We start from the raw sequence: 15,829 nt of genomic DNA on the forward strand, positions 1-15,829 counted from the left end.
CGGGCCCCGCTGCGCCGGCACCGTACCGCGCCCCGGACCGGGAGAATGCGCCTTGCCGACTCCTTCCACCCACCGAGCCGGGAGGCGAGATCCCGATGAAGGCCACCTCGGGGCAGAGCGTGCTCGTCGTCCAGAACACGCCGAACGGCGGTCCCGGCCGTGTCGGCGCATGGCTGCGGGAGTCCGGGCTGCGCCCGGAGGTGGTGCGCGCCTACGCCGGTGAACCGCTCCCCGGACTCCTGGACCACCGGGCGCTGGTCGTCCTCGGCGGCGGTTTCCTCCCGGACGAGGACGACCGTGCCCCCTGGCTCCCCGCCCTGCGCCGCCTCACCGGCCAGGCACTCCGGGAAGCCACCCCCATGCTGGGGATCTGCCTGGGCGGTCAGCTCCTCGCCCATGTCGCGGGCGGCACCGTGAAGGGCCGGCACGGTGAGCCGGAGTACGGCAGCACGCCGGTCCGGCTGCGTCCCGATGCCCGCGAGGACGCGCTCTTCGGCGGACTGCCCGCCGTGACGCCCGCCATCGAGCGCCATGTCGACGCCATCACCGAACTCCCGCCGGGAGCCGTATGGCTGGCGGACAGCGAACGGTGCCCCCACCAGGCCTTCCGTCTGGGCGAGTGCGCCTGGGGCCTGCAGTTCCACCCCGAGGCGGCCGCCGAGGGGATCCGCGACTGGGACGCGGAACTGCTGCGCGCGCAGGGCTTCGACCGGGACCTGCTGTACGAGCGGGCGCGGGCCGACGAACCCGCGTCGTCGGCCGCCTGGCGGGAACTCACCCACCGCTTCGCCCGGGTGGCCGCGCGCCCCTGAGGCCGGTCCGCTCCGGTGCCGGTGAGGCCGGCACTCAGGGCGAAGGGGTGCACGCCTCGGCGACCGACAGGCTGTTCTCGTAGAGGTGGTGCCGGGTGATCCGGCCGTCCTCGACGGTGAGGCGCAGTGCGAAGGGGCCCGCGAAGGACTTGCCCGTCGCGCGCACGGTGCCCGAGAGGTGCCCCGTCAGGACGGCGTCGGTGCCGTCCACGAGGAAGGCGTCGACGGAGGCCCGCGCGTCCTCGGCCACCGTGTGCTCGGCCAGCTCCGCGGACTGGGCGGCGCATTCGGCACCGGTGGAGCGCGGCCGGATCCACGGGACGGCCGGGTTCTCGGCGAGCAGCCAGTCGACCTCGTCCGCGAAGATCTCGACGAGCCGCCCGGTGTCCCCGGCCAGCCGGGCGACGAGGAACTCCTGAACGACGCGGCGGGTGGTGTCGGCGACGGAACTCGTGGACGTTCCGGGGGACTTGACGGTCATGATGCGCTCCTCGGGCTTGGGTGCCGAGACCCTCGTCAGTGGTCTCGTCGACGTGCACCACAGTGCCGCATCCGGGGAGCGCGGTCGATGACCTCAGAGGTCATGCCGGCCGGCGGCGGCCCGGGCGGTGCTGCGGACCGTGCCGCCGAGGACGACGGCGTGGAACGGGGAGACGGACCACCGGTGGGCGTGGCCCAGGGGGCCGCGCGGGGGGAACGGGGCGCGCCGCCGGTGACGGGCGCGGCCCCCGGTGTCCGTGACGTCCCCGCGCACCGTCCCGCCCCACCCGCCCGGGGGCGGTCACGGAGCTCGCCCGGGGAGGAACGCCGATCCGGGACGTCCGCTCGTCCGGGCGTGACGGGATCCGGCACTCCATACGCTGCGCTGACACCCCGTCCCATAACCTCGTACGTGCAGACGTCAGAGGCCGTGGGGATCCACTTCGGGGAGGCGATGTTGCTCGGCAGGAGCACGCGTGTGCTGGCGGGCGCCCTGATCGTGGCCTGCATGGTGCTCGTCGGCCCCGGCGCGCCGAACGGCGCCCCCTCCAGACCACTGTCCGCCGAAGCCGTCAGGGACGTCGTGCCGAACCGGGTCATGACGTGGAACCTCTGCAACCCCTGCGAGGAGAGCGACGTCGACCGGGCGGCGGAGATCGCCGCGTACGCTCCCCAGGTCGTCGGCCTGCAGGAAGCGTGCGTGCGTGACGTCGAGAGGATCCGGGACTACCTGGAGGACCTCCACGGGCTGGTCTACCACGTCGAGTACGGGACGGTCCTGCGGAACTGGGGCCGCTGTGGCGGCATGCCCTGGAATCCGGGGGCCTACGGCCAGGCGGTCCTCTCGGCGGCACCGATGACGGACCACGTCAGCGTGGAGTACCCCGACGGCGGATCCGAGGACCGTGGGTACATGGCGGTCACCACCACGGTGGACGGCCGGCGCGTCCGGGTCTTCAACACGCACCTCGCCCAACGACGCCAGGAGGCGGTCCGAGCGGACCAGGCCGGCGTGCTCGCCGCAGCCGTCGCCCGGCACGACCGCGCGATCGTCCTCGGCGACTTCAACGCCGTGCCGGACGCCCCCGAACTCACCGGGATGTGGGAACTGGCCGAGGACACGGACCCCCGGTGCCGTCCCACGCCCACCGGCACCTGCAAGCCGACCACCGACTGGCAGAGCAAGTTCGACTACGTCTTCCTGCGGGGCGTCGTCCCGCTCGAGCACCGGGTGCATCCCACCCCGTACTCGGACCACCACCTGCTGCACACCGACCTGGACGTCACCTGAAGCGGGCGCCCGGAGACCGGCACGACCGGTCCGCCGGGCTGCCGGCGGGCGGTCCGGGCCGGGGCGCGGTGGTCCTTCCGGGAAAGGCCCCGCGCCCGTCGGGCCGGGCGTCCGGGAGATCATCCGCGTCGATGATCGCCGCACGAGACGCGTTCCCCACCACGCGACCGTGACCGGCGATCGGGGGCTCGACGTCGCCCTGCCCGCCGCGCACGAGCCCGTCAGGGGACCGGAGAGGTCGGGGGAAGGCGACGGCCCACCTCCCACCTCGCCGGCGGGAGGACGCTCAGTCGAGACAGAACTCGTTGCCCTCGATGTCCTGCATCACGATGCACGCGTCATTGCCGTCGTACAGGAGTCGCACGCGTACCGCGCCGAGCGGGACCAGCCGTGCGCATTCGGCCTCGAGCGCGGCCAGGCGCTCTTCCCCCACGAGTCCGGTACCGACCCTCACGTCGAGGTGCACCCGGTTCTTGACGACCTTGCCTTCGGGGACGCGCTGGAAGTACAGGCGGGGGCCCACGCCCGAGGGATCAGTGCAGGCGAACCAGGAACCCCGCTCCTCGGGAGCCTGGGAGCGGTTGAAATCGTCCCACGTGGCGAACCCCGCCGGTGGCGGCGGTACGGCGTACCCCAACACCTCGCACCAGAAGCGGGCGAGACGCTCGGGCTCCGCACAGTCGAAGGTGACCTGGAACTGCTTGATCGACGACATCGGCGTACCATAACAGGGGACCGTGTCGCTCATCTCCCGTCAGGAACCCGCACGTTGGCGGGAGGACCACTCCTGTGAGGGCTGCCCCGCAGCTGCCGGTCACGGGGCTGGTCGAGCCGGGGTTCCCGAGCCGGTGTCCCGTCCGGCAGGCGGGTGGGCGGACGGTCCTCGAGCTTCGGGTCCCGGCCGGGGAACCGGATGACTCCGACGCCCGCACGGTCGGCGAGATCCAGGGGGTCCACGGGTTCCGCCGAGGCGGGAGAGCCCGCCGACAGGGCACATCGGCCCGGTGCGGTGCACACGTCGGGCACCTACGCCTCGACCACGCCGGAGGCGGGGGAGTCCGTGGTGACGCCGGCGCGACGGCTCGGGCGCTCTTCCCCGGCTGTCACGCGGGGTTACTATGCTCGCTTTGTGCCGGAGGCCGGAAGCGGGGCGCACCGTCATCGACGGACTGCCGGGGGAGGGGGCGAGCATGCCGGTCGAGACTCCCCCGATTCTCCCCAGGGCTGATCGGGGAGGTTTCCCCGGGCCGCCTCGTGTCGGAGGCGGCCGTGGAACATAAGGCAAACGACCTGTGGGGCCTTGGAGAATGCTGAGATACGTCACCGCGACTCGTTACATCACGCCCCTGCACTCCGGCGGGTCCGTGCCCGGCGTCTTCGAGGCCGACGACCTGGGCACCTACGTCGTGAAGTTCACCGGCTCCGCGCAGGGCCACAAGGCCCTGGTCGCGGAGGTGATCGTCGGCGAGCTGGCCCGCGCCCTGGGCCTGCGCTTCCCCGAGCTGGTCCTGGTGCACTTCGACCCGGCGGTCGCCGAGGGCGAGCCGCACCAGGAGGTGCGGGAGCTGCACGCCTCCAGCGCCGGCGTCAACCTCGGCATGGACTACCTGCCGGGCGCGCGCGACTTCACGCCCGAGGTCGCGCAGGCGTTCCCGGTCGATCCGCTGGAGGCGGGGAGGATCGTCTGGCTCGACGCGCTGACCGTCAACGTCGACCGCACCGTCCACAGCTCCAACCTGATGGTCTGGCCGACGTTCGGCACCGCGCCCCCACGCCTGTGGCTGATCGACCACGGGGCCGCACTGATCTTCCACCACCGCTGGGACGGCACCGACCCGCGCAAGGCGTACGACTTCCGCCACCACGCCCTCGGTCACTACGGCCCCGACGTCCGCGCCGCCGACGCCGAGCTGGCCCCCCGGGTGACCGGGGAACTGCTGCGTTCGATCCTCGCGGAGGTGCCCGACGCCTGGCTGGCCGACGAGCCGGGCTTCGCCACGCCCGACGAGGCCCGTGAGGCGTACGTGGCCTACCTCCACGCGCGGGCGCGCGCCTCCGAGGCCTGGCTGCCCACCGACTTCCCCAGTGCCCGGGAGCTCGCGGAGGAGAACGCCCGGCGGGCGGCGCGGACCGAGCAGGGCCGTCCGGACTGGCTCAAGCGGGTCCCGAACCTGCACGGCAGGCCGGCCGCGGAACAGGACTGGTCGGTGCACCTGGAGTGACATCCCTGGAGTGAGCCCCCGGAACGCCTCCGCCGCACAGGGGCGAGCGGCCCCGGGAGGAACTCCCGGGGCCGCTCGGACCCGGCGGGGCTCAGCCCTTGAGCTGCTCGTACGCCGGCAGGGTCAGGAAGTCGGCGTAGTCCTCGTCGAGGGAGACCTTCAGCAGCAGGTCGTGCGCCTGCTGCCAGTTGCCGGCCGCGAACGCCTCCTCGCCGATCTCGGCGCGGACGTTCGCCAGCTCCTCGGCGGCGACCTTGCGGGCCAGCTCGGCGGTGACCCGCTCGCCGTTGTCGAGGACGACGCCGGCGTTGATCCACTGCCAGATCTGGGAGCGGGAGATCTCGGCGGTGGCCGCGTCCTCCATCAGGTTGAAGATGGCCACCGCACCGAGCCCGCGCAGCCAGGCCTCGATGTAGCGGATGCCGACCTGGACGGCGTTCACCAGGCCCGCGTACGTCGGCCTGGCGTCCAGCGAGTCGATCGCGATCAGGTCCTCCGCCTTGACGTCGACGTCCTCGCGGAGGCGGTCCTTCTGGTTCGGCTTGTCGCCGAGGACCCTGTCGAAGGACTCCATGGCGATCGGGACCAGGTCGGGGTGGGCGACCCAGGAGCCGTCGAAGCCGTCGCCGGCCTCGCGGTCCTTGTCGGCGCGGACCTTCTCGAAGGCGACCTTGTTGACCTCGGGGTCCTTGCGGGACGGGATGAAGGCCGCCATGCCGCCGATCGCGTGCGCACCGCGCTTGTGGCAGGTGCGGACCAGGAGTTCGGTGTACGCGCGCATGAACGGGGCGGTCATGGTGACCGCGTTGCGGTCCGGGAGGACGAACTTCGCCCCGCCGTCACGGAAGTTCTTGACGATGGAGAACAGGTAGTCCCAGCGGCCGGCGTTCAGCCCGGAGGCGTGGTCGCGCAGTTCGTAGAGGATCTCCTCCATCTCGTACGCGGCCGTGATCGTCTCGATCAGGACGGTGGCGCGGACGGTGCCCCGGGGGATGCCCAGGTAGTCCTGCGCGAAGACGAACACCTCGTTCCACAGGCGGGCCTCGAGGTGCGACTCCGTCTTGGGGAGGTAGAAGTACGGGCCCTTGCCGAGGTCGAGCAGCCGCTTGGCGTTGTGGAAGAAGTACAGGCCGAAGTCGACCAGCGCGCCGGGCACCGGGGTGCCGTCCGGGTCGGTGAGGTGGCGCTCGTCCAGGTGCCAGCCGCGCGGGCGCATGACGACCGTCGCCAGCTCCTCGTTCGGGCGCAGGGCGTAGGACTTGCCGGACCTCGGGTCGGTGAAGTCGATGTTCCGCGTGTAGGCGTCGATCAGGTTCAGCTGGCCGAGGACCACGTTCTCCCAGGTGGGGGCCGAGGCGTCCTCGAAGTCCGCGAGCCAGACCCTCGCACCGGAGTTGAGGGCGTTGATCGTCATCTTGCGGTCGGTGGGACCGGTGATCTCGACGCGGCGGTCCTCCAGGGCGGGCGGGGCCGGGGCCACCCGCCAGGAGTCGTCCGCGCGGACGGCGGCCGTCTCCGGGAGGAAGTCGAGGGCGGAGGTGCGGGCGATCTCGGCGCGGCGCTCGGCGCGGCGGGCGAGGAGCTCGTCACGCCGGGGCGTGAACCGACGGTGCAGCTCGGCCACGAAGGCGAGTGCCGTGTCGGTGAGGACCTCGTCCTGCCGGGGCAGGGGCTCGGCGTCGACGATGGCCAGCGGGGACGGCGCTGGTGCGGACATCAGCTGTCACTTCCTTAGGCGTGCATGGCATGGCATGGCACCGGGTGCCGGTCGGCCCGGGTACGGCTGGGGAACGCCCGGAGAGAGGCCGGGCCCTTCTGAGCAGTGGATAGTAGTTTCCTCATGGTGGAAGTTCAATGGTTTGTTGATGTCGAGATTCTCTGAGTCGAGGGAACGTGGCGCCGGGTGCCTCCCCCATCGCTCACCCGCTGCCGCGGGGCGCCCGTTCGAGGTGCGCCAGATCGGCCTCGGTGTCGATGTCGTACGCCTCGGCCACGTCCCCGCACTCGACGAGCACGACGCGGTCCGCGTGCTCCCTCAGGTAGGTGCGTGCCCCCCGGTCGCCGGTCGCAGTCGCGGCGATCCGGGTCCAGTGCGCGGCGCCGAACAGGACGGGGTGGCCGCGTACGCCGTCGTAGGCGGCCGAGACGAGCGACTCCGGCGAGACGTACGCGCCGAGCACCCGGGCGACGGCCGCCGGCCCGATCCCGGGCTGGTCGACCAGGGAGACCAGCACGGCGCGCGCGCCGGTTCCGGCCAGCGAGTCCAGCCCGGCCCGCAGGGAGGTGCCCATGCCCCGTTCCCAGTCCGGGTTGTCGACGAGCACGCAGTCCGGCAGCGCGGCGCGGGCGCGCACCTCGTCCGCCCGCGCGCCGAGGACCACGTGCACGCGCGCGCAGCCGCCCGCGCGCAGCGCCCGCACCGCGTGCTCCACGAGCGGCCGCCCCCGGTGGGTGAGCAGCGCCTTCGGCCGGCCGCCGAGACGCCGCCCGCCGCCCGCGGCCAGCAGCAGCCCGGCCACCGACGGGGTGCCCGGGGCCGTGTGATGTGTCGTCATGCGTCCTGCATACCGCACCGGCCGCAGGGCGGTGGGGCGCCGCGAGGGGACGGGTGCCCCGGGCGGCGGCGTCACGCTGTGGAGCAAGTCGATGACGCAGCGGACTGGCGCGAGGGCGGCGGGGTGGCGTTTACTGGCGCGCACCGACCGGCGGGGTGTGCTGGGGCCGGGCGGGAGGCGCACAACGACGTGCCAGGGGGAGGACTGTGGTGCGGAGCGTGGAGCAGAGGCGGATGCCCGGCAGTCACGTGGACCCGCGGGTGACGGAGCTGCGCTCCGCCGTGTCCCGGCTGCGCCGGCAACTCGCCGCGTACCCCGCGGAGTTCCCGGACCGGGGCATCGCGGAGGAGGAACTGGCCGTGCTGGACTCCCTGGCCGCCGACGGCAGCCCCGAGGTGCCCCGGCTGCGCCGTTCGCTGCTGCTGATCGCCGGCGCGATCGGCTCGGTGAGCGCGCTGGGGCGCGGCGTGCGGGAGGTGCGGGACGCGGTCGAGCTGTTCGGCGGGTCGCCGCGGAGTTGACGCACGGCTGTGCGTGCGCGCCGGGCCGGCCGGCCCGGCGCCCGTCACCGGCCGCGGCCCGTGGCACTTTTCAGGAAGGCGTCACGGTCCGCGGCTCCACGACCCCGGTCCGCCGGGTGTGCCGACGGCGCCGGCCGGGACCGGGGCCGTCGCCGGTGCGGGCGGTCAGGCGGCCGGTCCGTTGCCCGACGCGGTGAGCACCTCGGAGAGCTCCGCCGCGATCTGCCGGAGCAGCGGCACGATCTTCTCCGTCGCCGCCTCCGTGACCCGCCCCGCGGGGCCGGAGATGGAGATCGCCGCCGCCGTGGGGGAGTCCGGCACGGGCACCGCGAGGCAACGGACGCCGATCTCCTGCTCGTTGTCGTCGACGGCGTAACCCCGGCGGCGGACGTCCTCCAGCGCCGCGAGGAACCCCTCCGGGGTGGTGATGGTCTTGTCCGTCGCGGCGGGCATGCCGGTACGGGCCAGCAGCGCCCGGACCTCCTCCGGCGGGAAGCCGGCCAGCAGGGCCTTGCCCACGCCGGTGGAGTGCGGCAGGACGCGCCGGCCGACCTCGGTGAACATCCGCATGGAGTGCTTGGACGGCACCTGCGCCACGTAGACGACCTCGTCCCCGTCGAGCAGCGCCATGTTCGCCGTCTCGCCGGTCTCCTCCACCAGGCGGGCCAGGTGCGGACGTGCCCAGGTGCCCAGCAGCCGGGAGGCGGACTCGCCGAGCCGGATCAGACGCGGACCGAGCGCGTACCGGCGGTTGGCCTGCTGGCGCACGTAGCCGCAGGCCACGAGCGTGCGCATCAGGCGGTGGATGGTCGGCAGGGGCAGTCCGCTGCTCGCGGACAGCTCGCTCAGACCGACCTCGCCGCCCGCGTCCGCCATCCGTTCGAGCAGGTCGAAGGCGCGCTCGAGTGACTGCACGCCGCCACTGGCGGCGGACCGGGCGGAGTCGGTGGTGCTGGCGCTGGACGTCGGCACGGCGCGTTCCTTTCGGGGCTGGCGGGAAGGGCAGAAGCCTACCCGGCAGCCGGTTGACTGCCCGCTTGTACGTAGCTACATTCTGCTTGACGAAATTATATTTCCGCTTCGTGGAATCATCCAGGGTGTGGCCGCCGGTGCGGCCGTAGGGAAAGTGTGCCCTTGACGGAGCGGGACCGGGAGTGAAGACTCCTTCAACAGAACGTTGAATTTCGCAGGTGGACGTCAAGTCCAGGCCGGGTGGAAGGTCAGGAGGAACCGGGTGTCCGACGCCGAACTGGTGCTGCGCTCGACGCGCGTCATCACTCCCGAGGGGACGCGCGCCGCGTCCGTCGCGGTCGCCGACGGCACGATCACGGCCGTCCTGCCGTACGACGCGCCCGTCCCCGCGGGGGCCCGCCTGGAGGACCTCGGCGACGACGTCCTGCTGCCCGGCCTGGTCGACACCCACGTGCACGTCAACGACCCCGGCCGCACGGAGTGGGAGGGCTTCTGGACCGCCACGCGCGCCGCGGCGGCCGGCGGCATCACCACGCTCGTCGACATGCCGCTCAACTCCCTCCCGCCGACCACCACGGTCGACCACCTGCGCACCAAGCAGCGGGTCGCCGCCGACAAGGCGCACGTCGACGTCGGCTTCTGGGGCGGCGCCCTGCCGGACAACGTCAAGGACCTGCGCCCGCTGCACGAGGCCGGCGTCTTCGGCTTCAAGGCCTTCCTGTCGCCCTCCGGCGTGGACGAGTTCCCGCACCTGGACCAGGAGCAACTGGCCCGTTCCCTCGCCGAGATCGCCGCCTTCGACGGGCTGCTGATCGTGCACGCCGAGGACCCGCACCACCTCGCCGCCGCCCCGCAGCCCGCCGGCCCGAAGTACGCCGACTTCCTCGCCTCCCGCCCGCGCGACGCCGAGGACACCGCCATCGCCCACCTCGTCGACCAGGCGAAACGTCTGGGCGCCCGGGTGCACGTGCTGCACCTCTCCTCCGGCGACGCGCTGCCCCTGATCGCCGCGGCCAAGGCGGACGGCGTGCGCGTCACGGTCGAGACCTGCCCGCACTACCTGACCCTCACCGCGGAGGAGGTCCCGGACGGCGCCAGCGAGTTCAAGTGCTGCCCGCCCATCCGCGAGGCCGCCAACCAGGACCTGCTCTGGCAGGCGCTGGCGGACGGCACCATCGACTGCGTCGTCACCGACCACTCCCCGTCCACCGCCGACCTCAAGACGGACGACTTCTCGACCGCCTGGGGCGGCATATCCGGCCTCCAGCTGAGCCTGCCGGCCGTCTGGACCGAGGCCCGCAGGCGCGGCCACGGCCTGGAGGACGTCGTGCGCTGGATGTCGACGCGCACGGCCGAGCTCGCCGGACTCGACGCCCGCAAGGGCGCCATCGCGCCCGGCCGCGACGCCGACTTCGCCGTCCTCGCCCCCGACGAGACCTTCACCGTCGACCCGGCGGCCCTCCAGCACCGCAACCCCGTGACGGCGTACGCGGGCAGGACCCTGTACGGCGTCGTGAGGTCCACCTGGCTGCGCGGCCGGCGCATCGTCGCCGGCGGCGAGTTCACCGAACCGAAGGGCCGTCTGCTCACCCGCTCCCACTGACCCGAACCCCGAACCCCGAAAGGCAGGACCGGATCACCGTGACGGCGCAGCACTCATCCCCGTCGGCGCGCTTCACCGGCGACGCGAACCCCTACGGAGGCGGCGACCCGTACGCCGACTACCGCACCGCCGACTTCCCCTTCACCCACCTCGCCGACCTCGCCGACCGCCGGCTCGGCGCCGGTGTCGTCGCCGCCAACGACGAGTTCTTCGCCCAGCGCGAGAACCTGCTGCTGCCGGAACGCGCCGAGTTCGACCCCGAGCACTTCGGGCACAAGGGCAAGGTCATGGACGGCTGGGAGACCCGGCGCCGGCGCGGCACCTCCGCCGAGCACCCCTGGCCGGCCGACGAGGACCACGACTGGGCGCTGATCCGGCTCGGCGCCCCCGGAGTCGTCCGCGGCGTCGTCGTGGACACCGCCCACTTCCGCGGCAACTACCCGCAGGCCGTGTCCGTCGAGGGCACCTCGGTACCGGGATCGCCGTCCCCGGAGGAGCTCCTCTCGGGCGACGTGAAGTGGACGACGCTCGTCCCGCGCACCCCGGTGGGCGGCCACGCCGCCAACGGCTTCGCCGTGTCGGTCGAACAGCGCTTCACCCACCTGCGCCTCAACCAGCACCCCGACGGCGGCATCGCCCGCCTGCGCGTGCACGGCGAGGTCGTCCCGGACCCGGCGTGGCTGGCGGCCCTGGGCACCTTCGACGTCGTCGCCCTGGAGAACGGCGGTCAGGTCGAGGACGCGTCGAACCTCTTCTACTCACCGGCCACGAACACCATCCAGCCCGGCCGCTCCCGCAAGATGGACGACGGCTGGGAGACCCGGCGCCGCCGCGACCGGGGGCACGACTGGATCCGCTACCGGCTGGTGGCCCAGGCGCAGATCCGCGCCCTGGAGATCGACACGGCGTACCTGAAGGGCAACAGCGCCGGCTGGGCCTCGGTGTCGGTGCGGGACGCCGCCGCCGACGGGACCGGCGAGTGGCGGGAGGTCCTGCCCCGCACCCGCCTCCAGCCCGACACCGACCACCGCTTCGTCCTCCCCGAACCGGCGGTCGGCACCCACGCGCGCGTGGACATCTTCCCCGACGGCGGCATCTCCCGCCTGCGCCTGTTCGGCACCCTGACCGAACAGGGCGCGACCGCCCTGGCCGCCCGCCACCGGGAACTGGGCGGCTGACGCCGGGAGAGCCCGCACGACGCACGGTCCACCCGTGCGTCGTGCGGCGGACCCGCGGGACGCATCGCCGCCCCGCGGGAGCGCACACCGCGCGCGGCGCACCGGCGTCCCGAGGGGCGCCGTCACCCCGCGCGGCGCACCGGTGGGGCACGGAAGTGCGACGGCGGCCCGCCCTGCGCACCGTCGTGCCGGTGGACCGGCGCGGCGCGACGGCGCCACCGGGTCCGGCGGGCGGCGGGACCCCGGGGCGCACCGGCCGGCCTGACGGCACCGGTACGCCCCGCACGCGCGCGTGGCCCTCCGCGCCGCGTAGGTCTCACGCCGCGTGTCCGCCGTCCACGGCGAACTCCGCGCCGGTGACGTACGCCGCCCCCGCCAGGTGGGCGATGGTGTCCGCCACCTCGTCGGCCGTACCGAAGCGGCCCAGCGCGGTCATGGCCGCCTGGCCGGGGGCGTAGGGGCCGTCCGCCGGGTTCAGGTCGGTGTCGATCGGGCCCGGGTGGACGATGTTCGCGGTGATCCCGCGCCCGCCCAACTCCCGGGCCAGGGCCTTGGTCAGCCCCACCAGGGCCGACTTGCTCATCGCGTAGAGCGTCCCGCCGGGACCGGGCACGCGCTGGGTCATGCAGGTGCCGACGGTGATGATGCGCCCCCCTTCCGGCAGGTGGGCGGCGGCCGCCTGCGAGGCCAGGAAGACCCCGCGCACGTTCACCGCGAGGACCCGGTCGACGTCGGCGACGGACAGGGTCTCCACCGGACCGAGCAGCCCGACGCCCGCGTTGTTCACCAGGACGTCCAGCCGGCCCAGCGCACGTACCGCGGCCGTCACCGCCCCGGCGGCCTCCTCCGCGTCCGCCGCGTCCGCGCGCAGGGCCACCGCGCGGCGCCCCAGCGCCTCGACGGCCCGCACGACGTCCGCGGCCGCCTCCTTGCCGTTCACGTAGGTCACGGCCACGTCCGCGCCCTCCCGCGCGAGCCGCAGCGCCGTCGCCGCGCCGATCCCGCGGCTGCCGCCGGTCACCAGGGCCGCCTTGCCGTACAGGGTTCCCGAAGGGTTCATCGGTGAGTTCGAGTTCATGCGTCCATCCCAGCGCCCCGGACCCCGGGGCGCTGGCGGCGAACGGACGTCGACCTGACGCACGCCGATGAGCCGCGGGCGCCGCCGGAGCCCGAGCCGATGACCGCACACGCCCCGGGCACCCGAAGGCAGGAACCCGCCGTGGGCAGGCTCGTCGTCACCACCTCCGTCCCCCTCGACGGCGTCCACCAGGCACCCGGCGGCCCCGGGAGGAGACCCGGGACGGCTTCGCGCAGGGAGGCGGGAGCGTCCCGTACGGCGACGAGGGCTTCGGCCGCCTCGTCGACGGGGTGTCCTCCCGCGTGGGCGCCTTCCTCCTCGGCCGCCGCACGTACGACGTCTTCGCCGCGTACCGGCCGAAGGCGACCGACCCGGCCGACCCGGCCGCCGGCAGGCTGAACGCCCTGCCGAAGCACGTCGTCTCCGGCACCCTCACCGACCCGGAGCGGGCCGGCACCACCGTGCTCGGCGCCGGACGCCGCCTGTTCCCGGAGGGCCCGGTACCGACCGCGTTCCGGCACACCGGCGGGGAGATCACGGGCGCGGGCGTCTCCATCCGGTCCCACGACCCGGCGGCCCGCCCCGGGTGCGGCACGCACGGGCTGCCGGAGACCCCCTGACGGCGGCCGGCCGGCGGTCAGCCGGACTTCCGGCTCTCCGCGGCGGCGAACAGGGCGCCGCCCAGCACGAGCAGGGCGACGCTCGCGTAGACCTCGTAGCCGTCGAGGAGACCGATCCGCTGCACGAGGCCCCAGCGCCAGTCGGAGAACGCGTTCACCAGACCCGCCGCACCCTGCACCACCGCGATGAAACCCAGGAACTCCAGCAGTTGCTTCATGCCACCGACTGTCGCCCCGCGGACCCCCTGCCGGTATCGGCCGCGGGGCGCGTCCGGCCCGACCGAAGACCACGATCCGCGCCGTCCGGTGCGCCGAAAGTCCGCGGCGGTGCGACTTTGGTGGACGATCCCGTCCGCGACGCGGTGGCACGGGCGCCGCGTGCGTAGATTTGTCGACCGTGACTGGTGACAAGGCGGCGCAGGCCGTCCCGGTGTTCACGGGGCGCAGGTGGTTCTTCCCGTCCGCCCTGATCCACGAACTCGACCCCGACGCAGCCGGCTCCGGGCGCCGGCCACGGCGCACCGCGCGCGACTGGGCCGTCGACTTCTCCTGCTTCCTGCTGGCCGTCCTGGTGGGCCTGGCGGCCGCCGAGGCGCTCGCCGCCAACGCGTCCGTCCCCGAGCCCCTGCTCTTCGCCGACCAGGTGATCGGCGCGCTGTCCTGCGCCGCGGTCTGGCTGCGCCGGCGCCGGCCGCTCGGGCTGGCCGTGGCGATGGTCCCGGTCAGCTTCGTCTCGGAGACCTCCGGCGGCGCCGCCGTCATCGCCCTGTTCACGCTCGCCGTGCACCGCCCCTTCCGGTACGTGGCGTGGGTGGCCGGCGTCCACCTGGCGCTCGTCCCGCTCTACTTCTGGTGGCGCCCCGACCCCGACCTGCCGTATCCCGCCTCGGTCGCCCTCCTCACGGTGGTGCTGGTCGCGGTCGTCGGCTGGGGCATGTTCGTACGGTCCAAGCGGCAGCTCATGCTGAGCCTCAGGGACCGGGCCCGGCGCGCCGAGAGGGAGGCGCGGCTGCGGGCCGAGGGGGCGCAGCGGCTCGCGCGCGAGGCCATCGCCCGGGAGATGCACGACGTGCTCGCGCACCGGCTGACGCTGCTGAGCGTGCACGCGGGCGCCCTGGAGTTCCGGCCCGACGCGCCCCGGGAGGAGGTCGCGCGGGCGGCGGGCGTCATCCGGGAGAGCGCGCACGAGGCGCTGCAGGACCTGCGGGAGATCATCGGCGTGCTGCGGGCCGGCGAGTCCGACGACGCGGGCCGGCCGCAGCCGACGCTCGCGGCGCTCGACACGCTGGTCGCCGAGTCCCGGCAGGCCGGCATGGAGGTCGCCCTGGAGCAGCGGGTCACCGACCCGGCCGCCGTCCCCGCCTCCGTCGGCCGCACCGCCTACCGGATCGTCCAGGAGTGCCTGACGAACGCCCGCAAGCACGCCCCCGGTACGGAGGTCACCGTGGCGGTCGCCGGCGGGCCGGGGGAGGGCCTCACCGTGGCCGTGCGCAACCCCCCGCCCGAGGGGCGCGTACCGCCCGTGCCCGGTGCCGGGCAGGGACTGATCGGCCTCACCGAACGGGCCACCCTGGCGGGCGGCGCCCTGGACCACGGGCCCACGCCCGACGGCGGGTTCGAGGTGCGGGCCCGGCTGCCCTGGGGCCGGGCGGGGACCGGCACCGGGGCCGGGGAGCGGCGGTGAGCCGTGCGCCGGACGCGCCGGACGTGTCGGACGCGCCGGACGTGTCGACGGGGGACCTCCTCGCGGGGGCGGCGGCCCGGCGGATCGGCCGCTCGGCGTGTCCACGCCCCGCCCCGTCGTGATGACATACACCCCATGACCGCGATCAGACTGCTCCTCGTCGACGACGACCCCCTGGTGCGGGCCGGGCTGTCCTTCATGATGGGCGGCGCCGACGACGTCGAGATCGTCGGCGAGGCCGCCGACGGCGGCGAGGTCGAGGCGCTCGTCGACCGCACCCGCCCGGACGTCGTCCTCATGGACATCCGGATGCCGACGGTGGACGGGCTCGCCGCCACCGAGACGCTGCGCCGGCGCGAGGACGCCCCGCAGGTGGTGGTGCTCACCACCTTCCACGCCGACGAGCAGGTGCTGCGGGCGCTGCGCGCGGGCGCCGCCGGCTTCGTCCTCAAGGACACGCCGCCCGCCGAGATCCTCGCCGCGGTGCGCCGGGTCGCGGCCGGTGACCCCGTCCTGTCGCCCGCCGTCACCCGCCGGCTGATGGAGCACGTGGCCGGCACCGCCGCCGACACGCGGCGCACACGCGCGCGTGAGCGGATCGCCGCCCTCAACGACCGTGAGCGCGAGGTCGCCGTCGCGGTCGGCCGGGGTCTGGCCAACGCCGAGATCGCCGCGCGGCTCTTCATGAGCGTGGCCACGGTCAAGACCCACGTCTCCCGGATCCTGGCCAAGCTCGACCTCAACAACCGCGTGCAGATCGCCCTGCTCGCCCACGACGCGGGGCTCCTGGAGGACACGGAGGGTGGCTGACGC

Annotated in this window: 15 protein-coding genes and 1 pseudogene; 9 read left to right on the plus strand and 7 right to left on the minus strand. The window is 74.1% G+C overall.

Translation table 11 applies throughout. The annotated features are described in order from the left end of the window. Positions 1–95: 95 nt before the first annotated feature. Positions 96–812: a type 1 glutamine amidotransferase gene (locus FHS37_RS14450; RefSeq protein ID WP_184821022.1), complete on the plus strand. Its 717-nt coding sequence runs from the start codon at positions 96–98 to the stop codon at positions 810–812. Positions 813–846: 34 nt separating this feature from the next. On the opposite strand, the gene FHS37_RS14455 is transcribed toward FHS37_RS14450, so the two are convergent. Beyond that, the gene (locus FHS37_RS14455; RefSeq protein ID WP_184821024.1) at positions 847–1,293 is read right to left on the minus strand and encodes a nuclear transport factor 2 family protein; all 447 of its coding nucleotides are present in this window, start codon (positions 1,291–1,293) and stop codon (positions 847–849) included. Positions 1,294–1,746: 453 nt separating this feature from the next. Between FHS37_RS14455 and FHS37_RS14460 the strand changes: the two genes are divergently transcribed. Continuing rightward, on the plus strand, positions 1,747–2,583 hold the full coding sequence (locus tag FHS37_RS14460; RefSeq protein WP_184821154.1) for an endonuclease/exonuclease/phosphatase family protein: 837 nt from the start codon (positions 1,747–1,749) through the stop codon (positions 2,581–2,583). 286 nt (positions 2,584–2,869) lie between these two features. Here the strand turns inward: FHS37_RS14460 and FHS37_RS14465 are convergent, their stop codons facing one another. Beyond that, positions 2,870–3,298 carry a VOC family protein gene (locus FHS37_RS14465; protein ID WP_184821026.1) on the minus strand — a complete coding sequence of 143 codons (429 nt, stop codon included), beginning with the start codon at positions 3,296–3,298 and terminating at the stop codon, positions 2,870–2,872. Between the two features lie 592 nt (positions 3,299–3,890). On the opposite strand from FHS37_RS14465, the gene FHS37_RS14470 reads away from it, so the two are divergent. Continuing rightward, a complete protein-coding gene (locus FHS37_RS14470; RefSeq protein ID WP_184821028.1) occupies positions 3,891–4,805 on the plus strand; it encodes a HipA family kinase in 915 nt (304 codons plus the stop codon). Between the two features lie 91 nt (positions 4,806–4,896). On the opposite strand, the gene aceB is transcribed toward FHS37_RS14470, so the two are convergent. Both aceB and FHS37_RS14480 read right to left on the minus strand, forming a co-directional pair. Beyond that, on the minus strand, positions 4,897–6,522 hold the full coding sequence (aceB, locus tag FHS37_RS14475; protein ID WP_184821029.1) for a malate synthase A: 1,626 nt from the start codon (positions 6,520–6,522) through the stop codon (positions 4,897–4,899). 202 nt (positions 6,523–6,724) lie between these two features. After that, positions 6,725–7,360 carry a nucleotidyltransferase family protein gene (locus FHS37_RS14480; protein ID WP_184821031.1) on the minus strand — a complete coding sequence of 212 codons (636 nt, stop codon included), beginning with the start codon at positions 7,358–7,360 and terminating at the stop codon, positions 6,725–6,727. Positions 7,361–7,593: 233 nt separating this feature from the next. On the opposite strand from FHS37_RS14480, the gene FHS37_RS14485 reads away from it, so the two are divergent. Further along, positions 7,594–7,881: a DUF5955 family protein gene (locus FHS37_RS14485; protein ID WP_184821033.1), complete on the plus strand. Its 288-nt coding sequence runs from the start codon at positions 7,594–7,596 to the stop codon at positions 7,879–7,881. A 165-nt stretch (positions 7,882–8,046) separates the two neighbouring features. Here FHS37_RS14485 and FHS37_RS14490 read toward each other — a convergent pair whose 3' ends face one another. Continuing rightward, a complete protein-coding gene (locus tag FHS37_RS14490; protein ID WP_184821035.1) occupies positions 8,047–8,853 on the minus strand; it encodes an IclR family transcriptional regulator in 807 nt (268 codons plus the stop codon). A 262-nt stretch (positions 8,854–9,115) separates the two neighbouring features. On the opposite strand from FHS37_RS14490, the gene allB reads away from it, so the two are divergent. Together allB and alc are read left to right on the plus strand one after the other, a co-directional pair. Further along, complete coding sequence (gene allB, locus FHS37_RS14495) at positions 9,116–10,456, plus strand: allantoinase AllB (RefSeq protein ID WP_184821037.1); 1,341 nt, start codon at positions 9,116–9,118, stop codon at positions 10,454–10,456. Between the two features lie 38 nt (positions 10,457–10,494). Beyond that, positions 10,495–11,634, plus strand: a complete 1,140-nt coding sequence (gene alc, locus FHS37_RS14500; RefSeq protein ID WP_184821040.1) for an allantoicase — start codon at positions 10,495–10,497, stop codon at positions 11,632–11,634. 316 nt (positions 11,635–11,950) lie between these two features. On the opposite strand, the gene FHS37_RS14505 is transcribed toward alc, so the two are convergent. Beyond that, positions 11,951–12,712: an SDR family NAD(P)-dependent oxidoreductase gene (locus FHS37_RS14505; protein ID WP_184821042.1), complete on the minus strand. Its 762-nt coding sequence runs from the start codon at positions 12,710–12,712 to the stop codon at positions 11,951–11,953. Positions 12,713–12,853: 141 nt separating this feature from the next. Here FHS37_RS14505 and FHS37_RS14510 point away from each other — a divergent pair. Then, a pseudogene (locus tag FHS37_RS14510) lies at positions 12,854–13,332 on the plus strand (dihydrofolate reductase family protein). Positions 13,333–13,349: 17 nt separating this feature from the next. On the opposite strand, the gene FHS37_RS14515 reads toward FHS37_RS14510, so the two are convergent. Next, complete coding sequence (locus FHS37_RS14515) at positions 13,350–13,550, minus strand: hypothetical protein (protein WP_184821044.1); 201 nt, start codon at positions 13,548–13,550, stop codon at positions 13,350–13,352. A gap of 179 nt (positions 13,551–13,729) precedes the next feature. Between FHS37_RS14515 and FHS37_RS14520 the strand changes: the two genes are divergently transcribed. Both FHS37_RS14520 and FHS37_RS14525 read left to right on the plus strand, forming a co-directional pair. Beyond that, positions 13,730–15,016 (plus strand): sensor histidine kinase, encoded by a 1,287-nt coding sequence (locus FHS37_RS14520; protein WP_184821046.1) that lies wholly within the window; start codon positions 13,730–13,732, stop codon positions 15,014–15,016. Between the two features lie 135 nt (positions 15,017–15,151). Then, positions 15,152–15,826, plus strand: coding sequence for a response regulator (locus tag FHS37_RS14525; RefSeq protein ID WP_184821048.1), 675 nt, complete (start codon positions 15,152–15,154; stop codon positions 15,824–15,826). Positions 15,827–15,829: the final 3 nt, after the last annotated feature.

The organism is Streptomyces griseomycini (assembly GCF_014203535.1).
Classification (GTDB): Bacteria; Actinomycetota; Actinomycetes; order Streptomycetales; family Streptomycetaceae; genus Streptomyces; species Streptomyces griseomycini.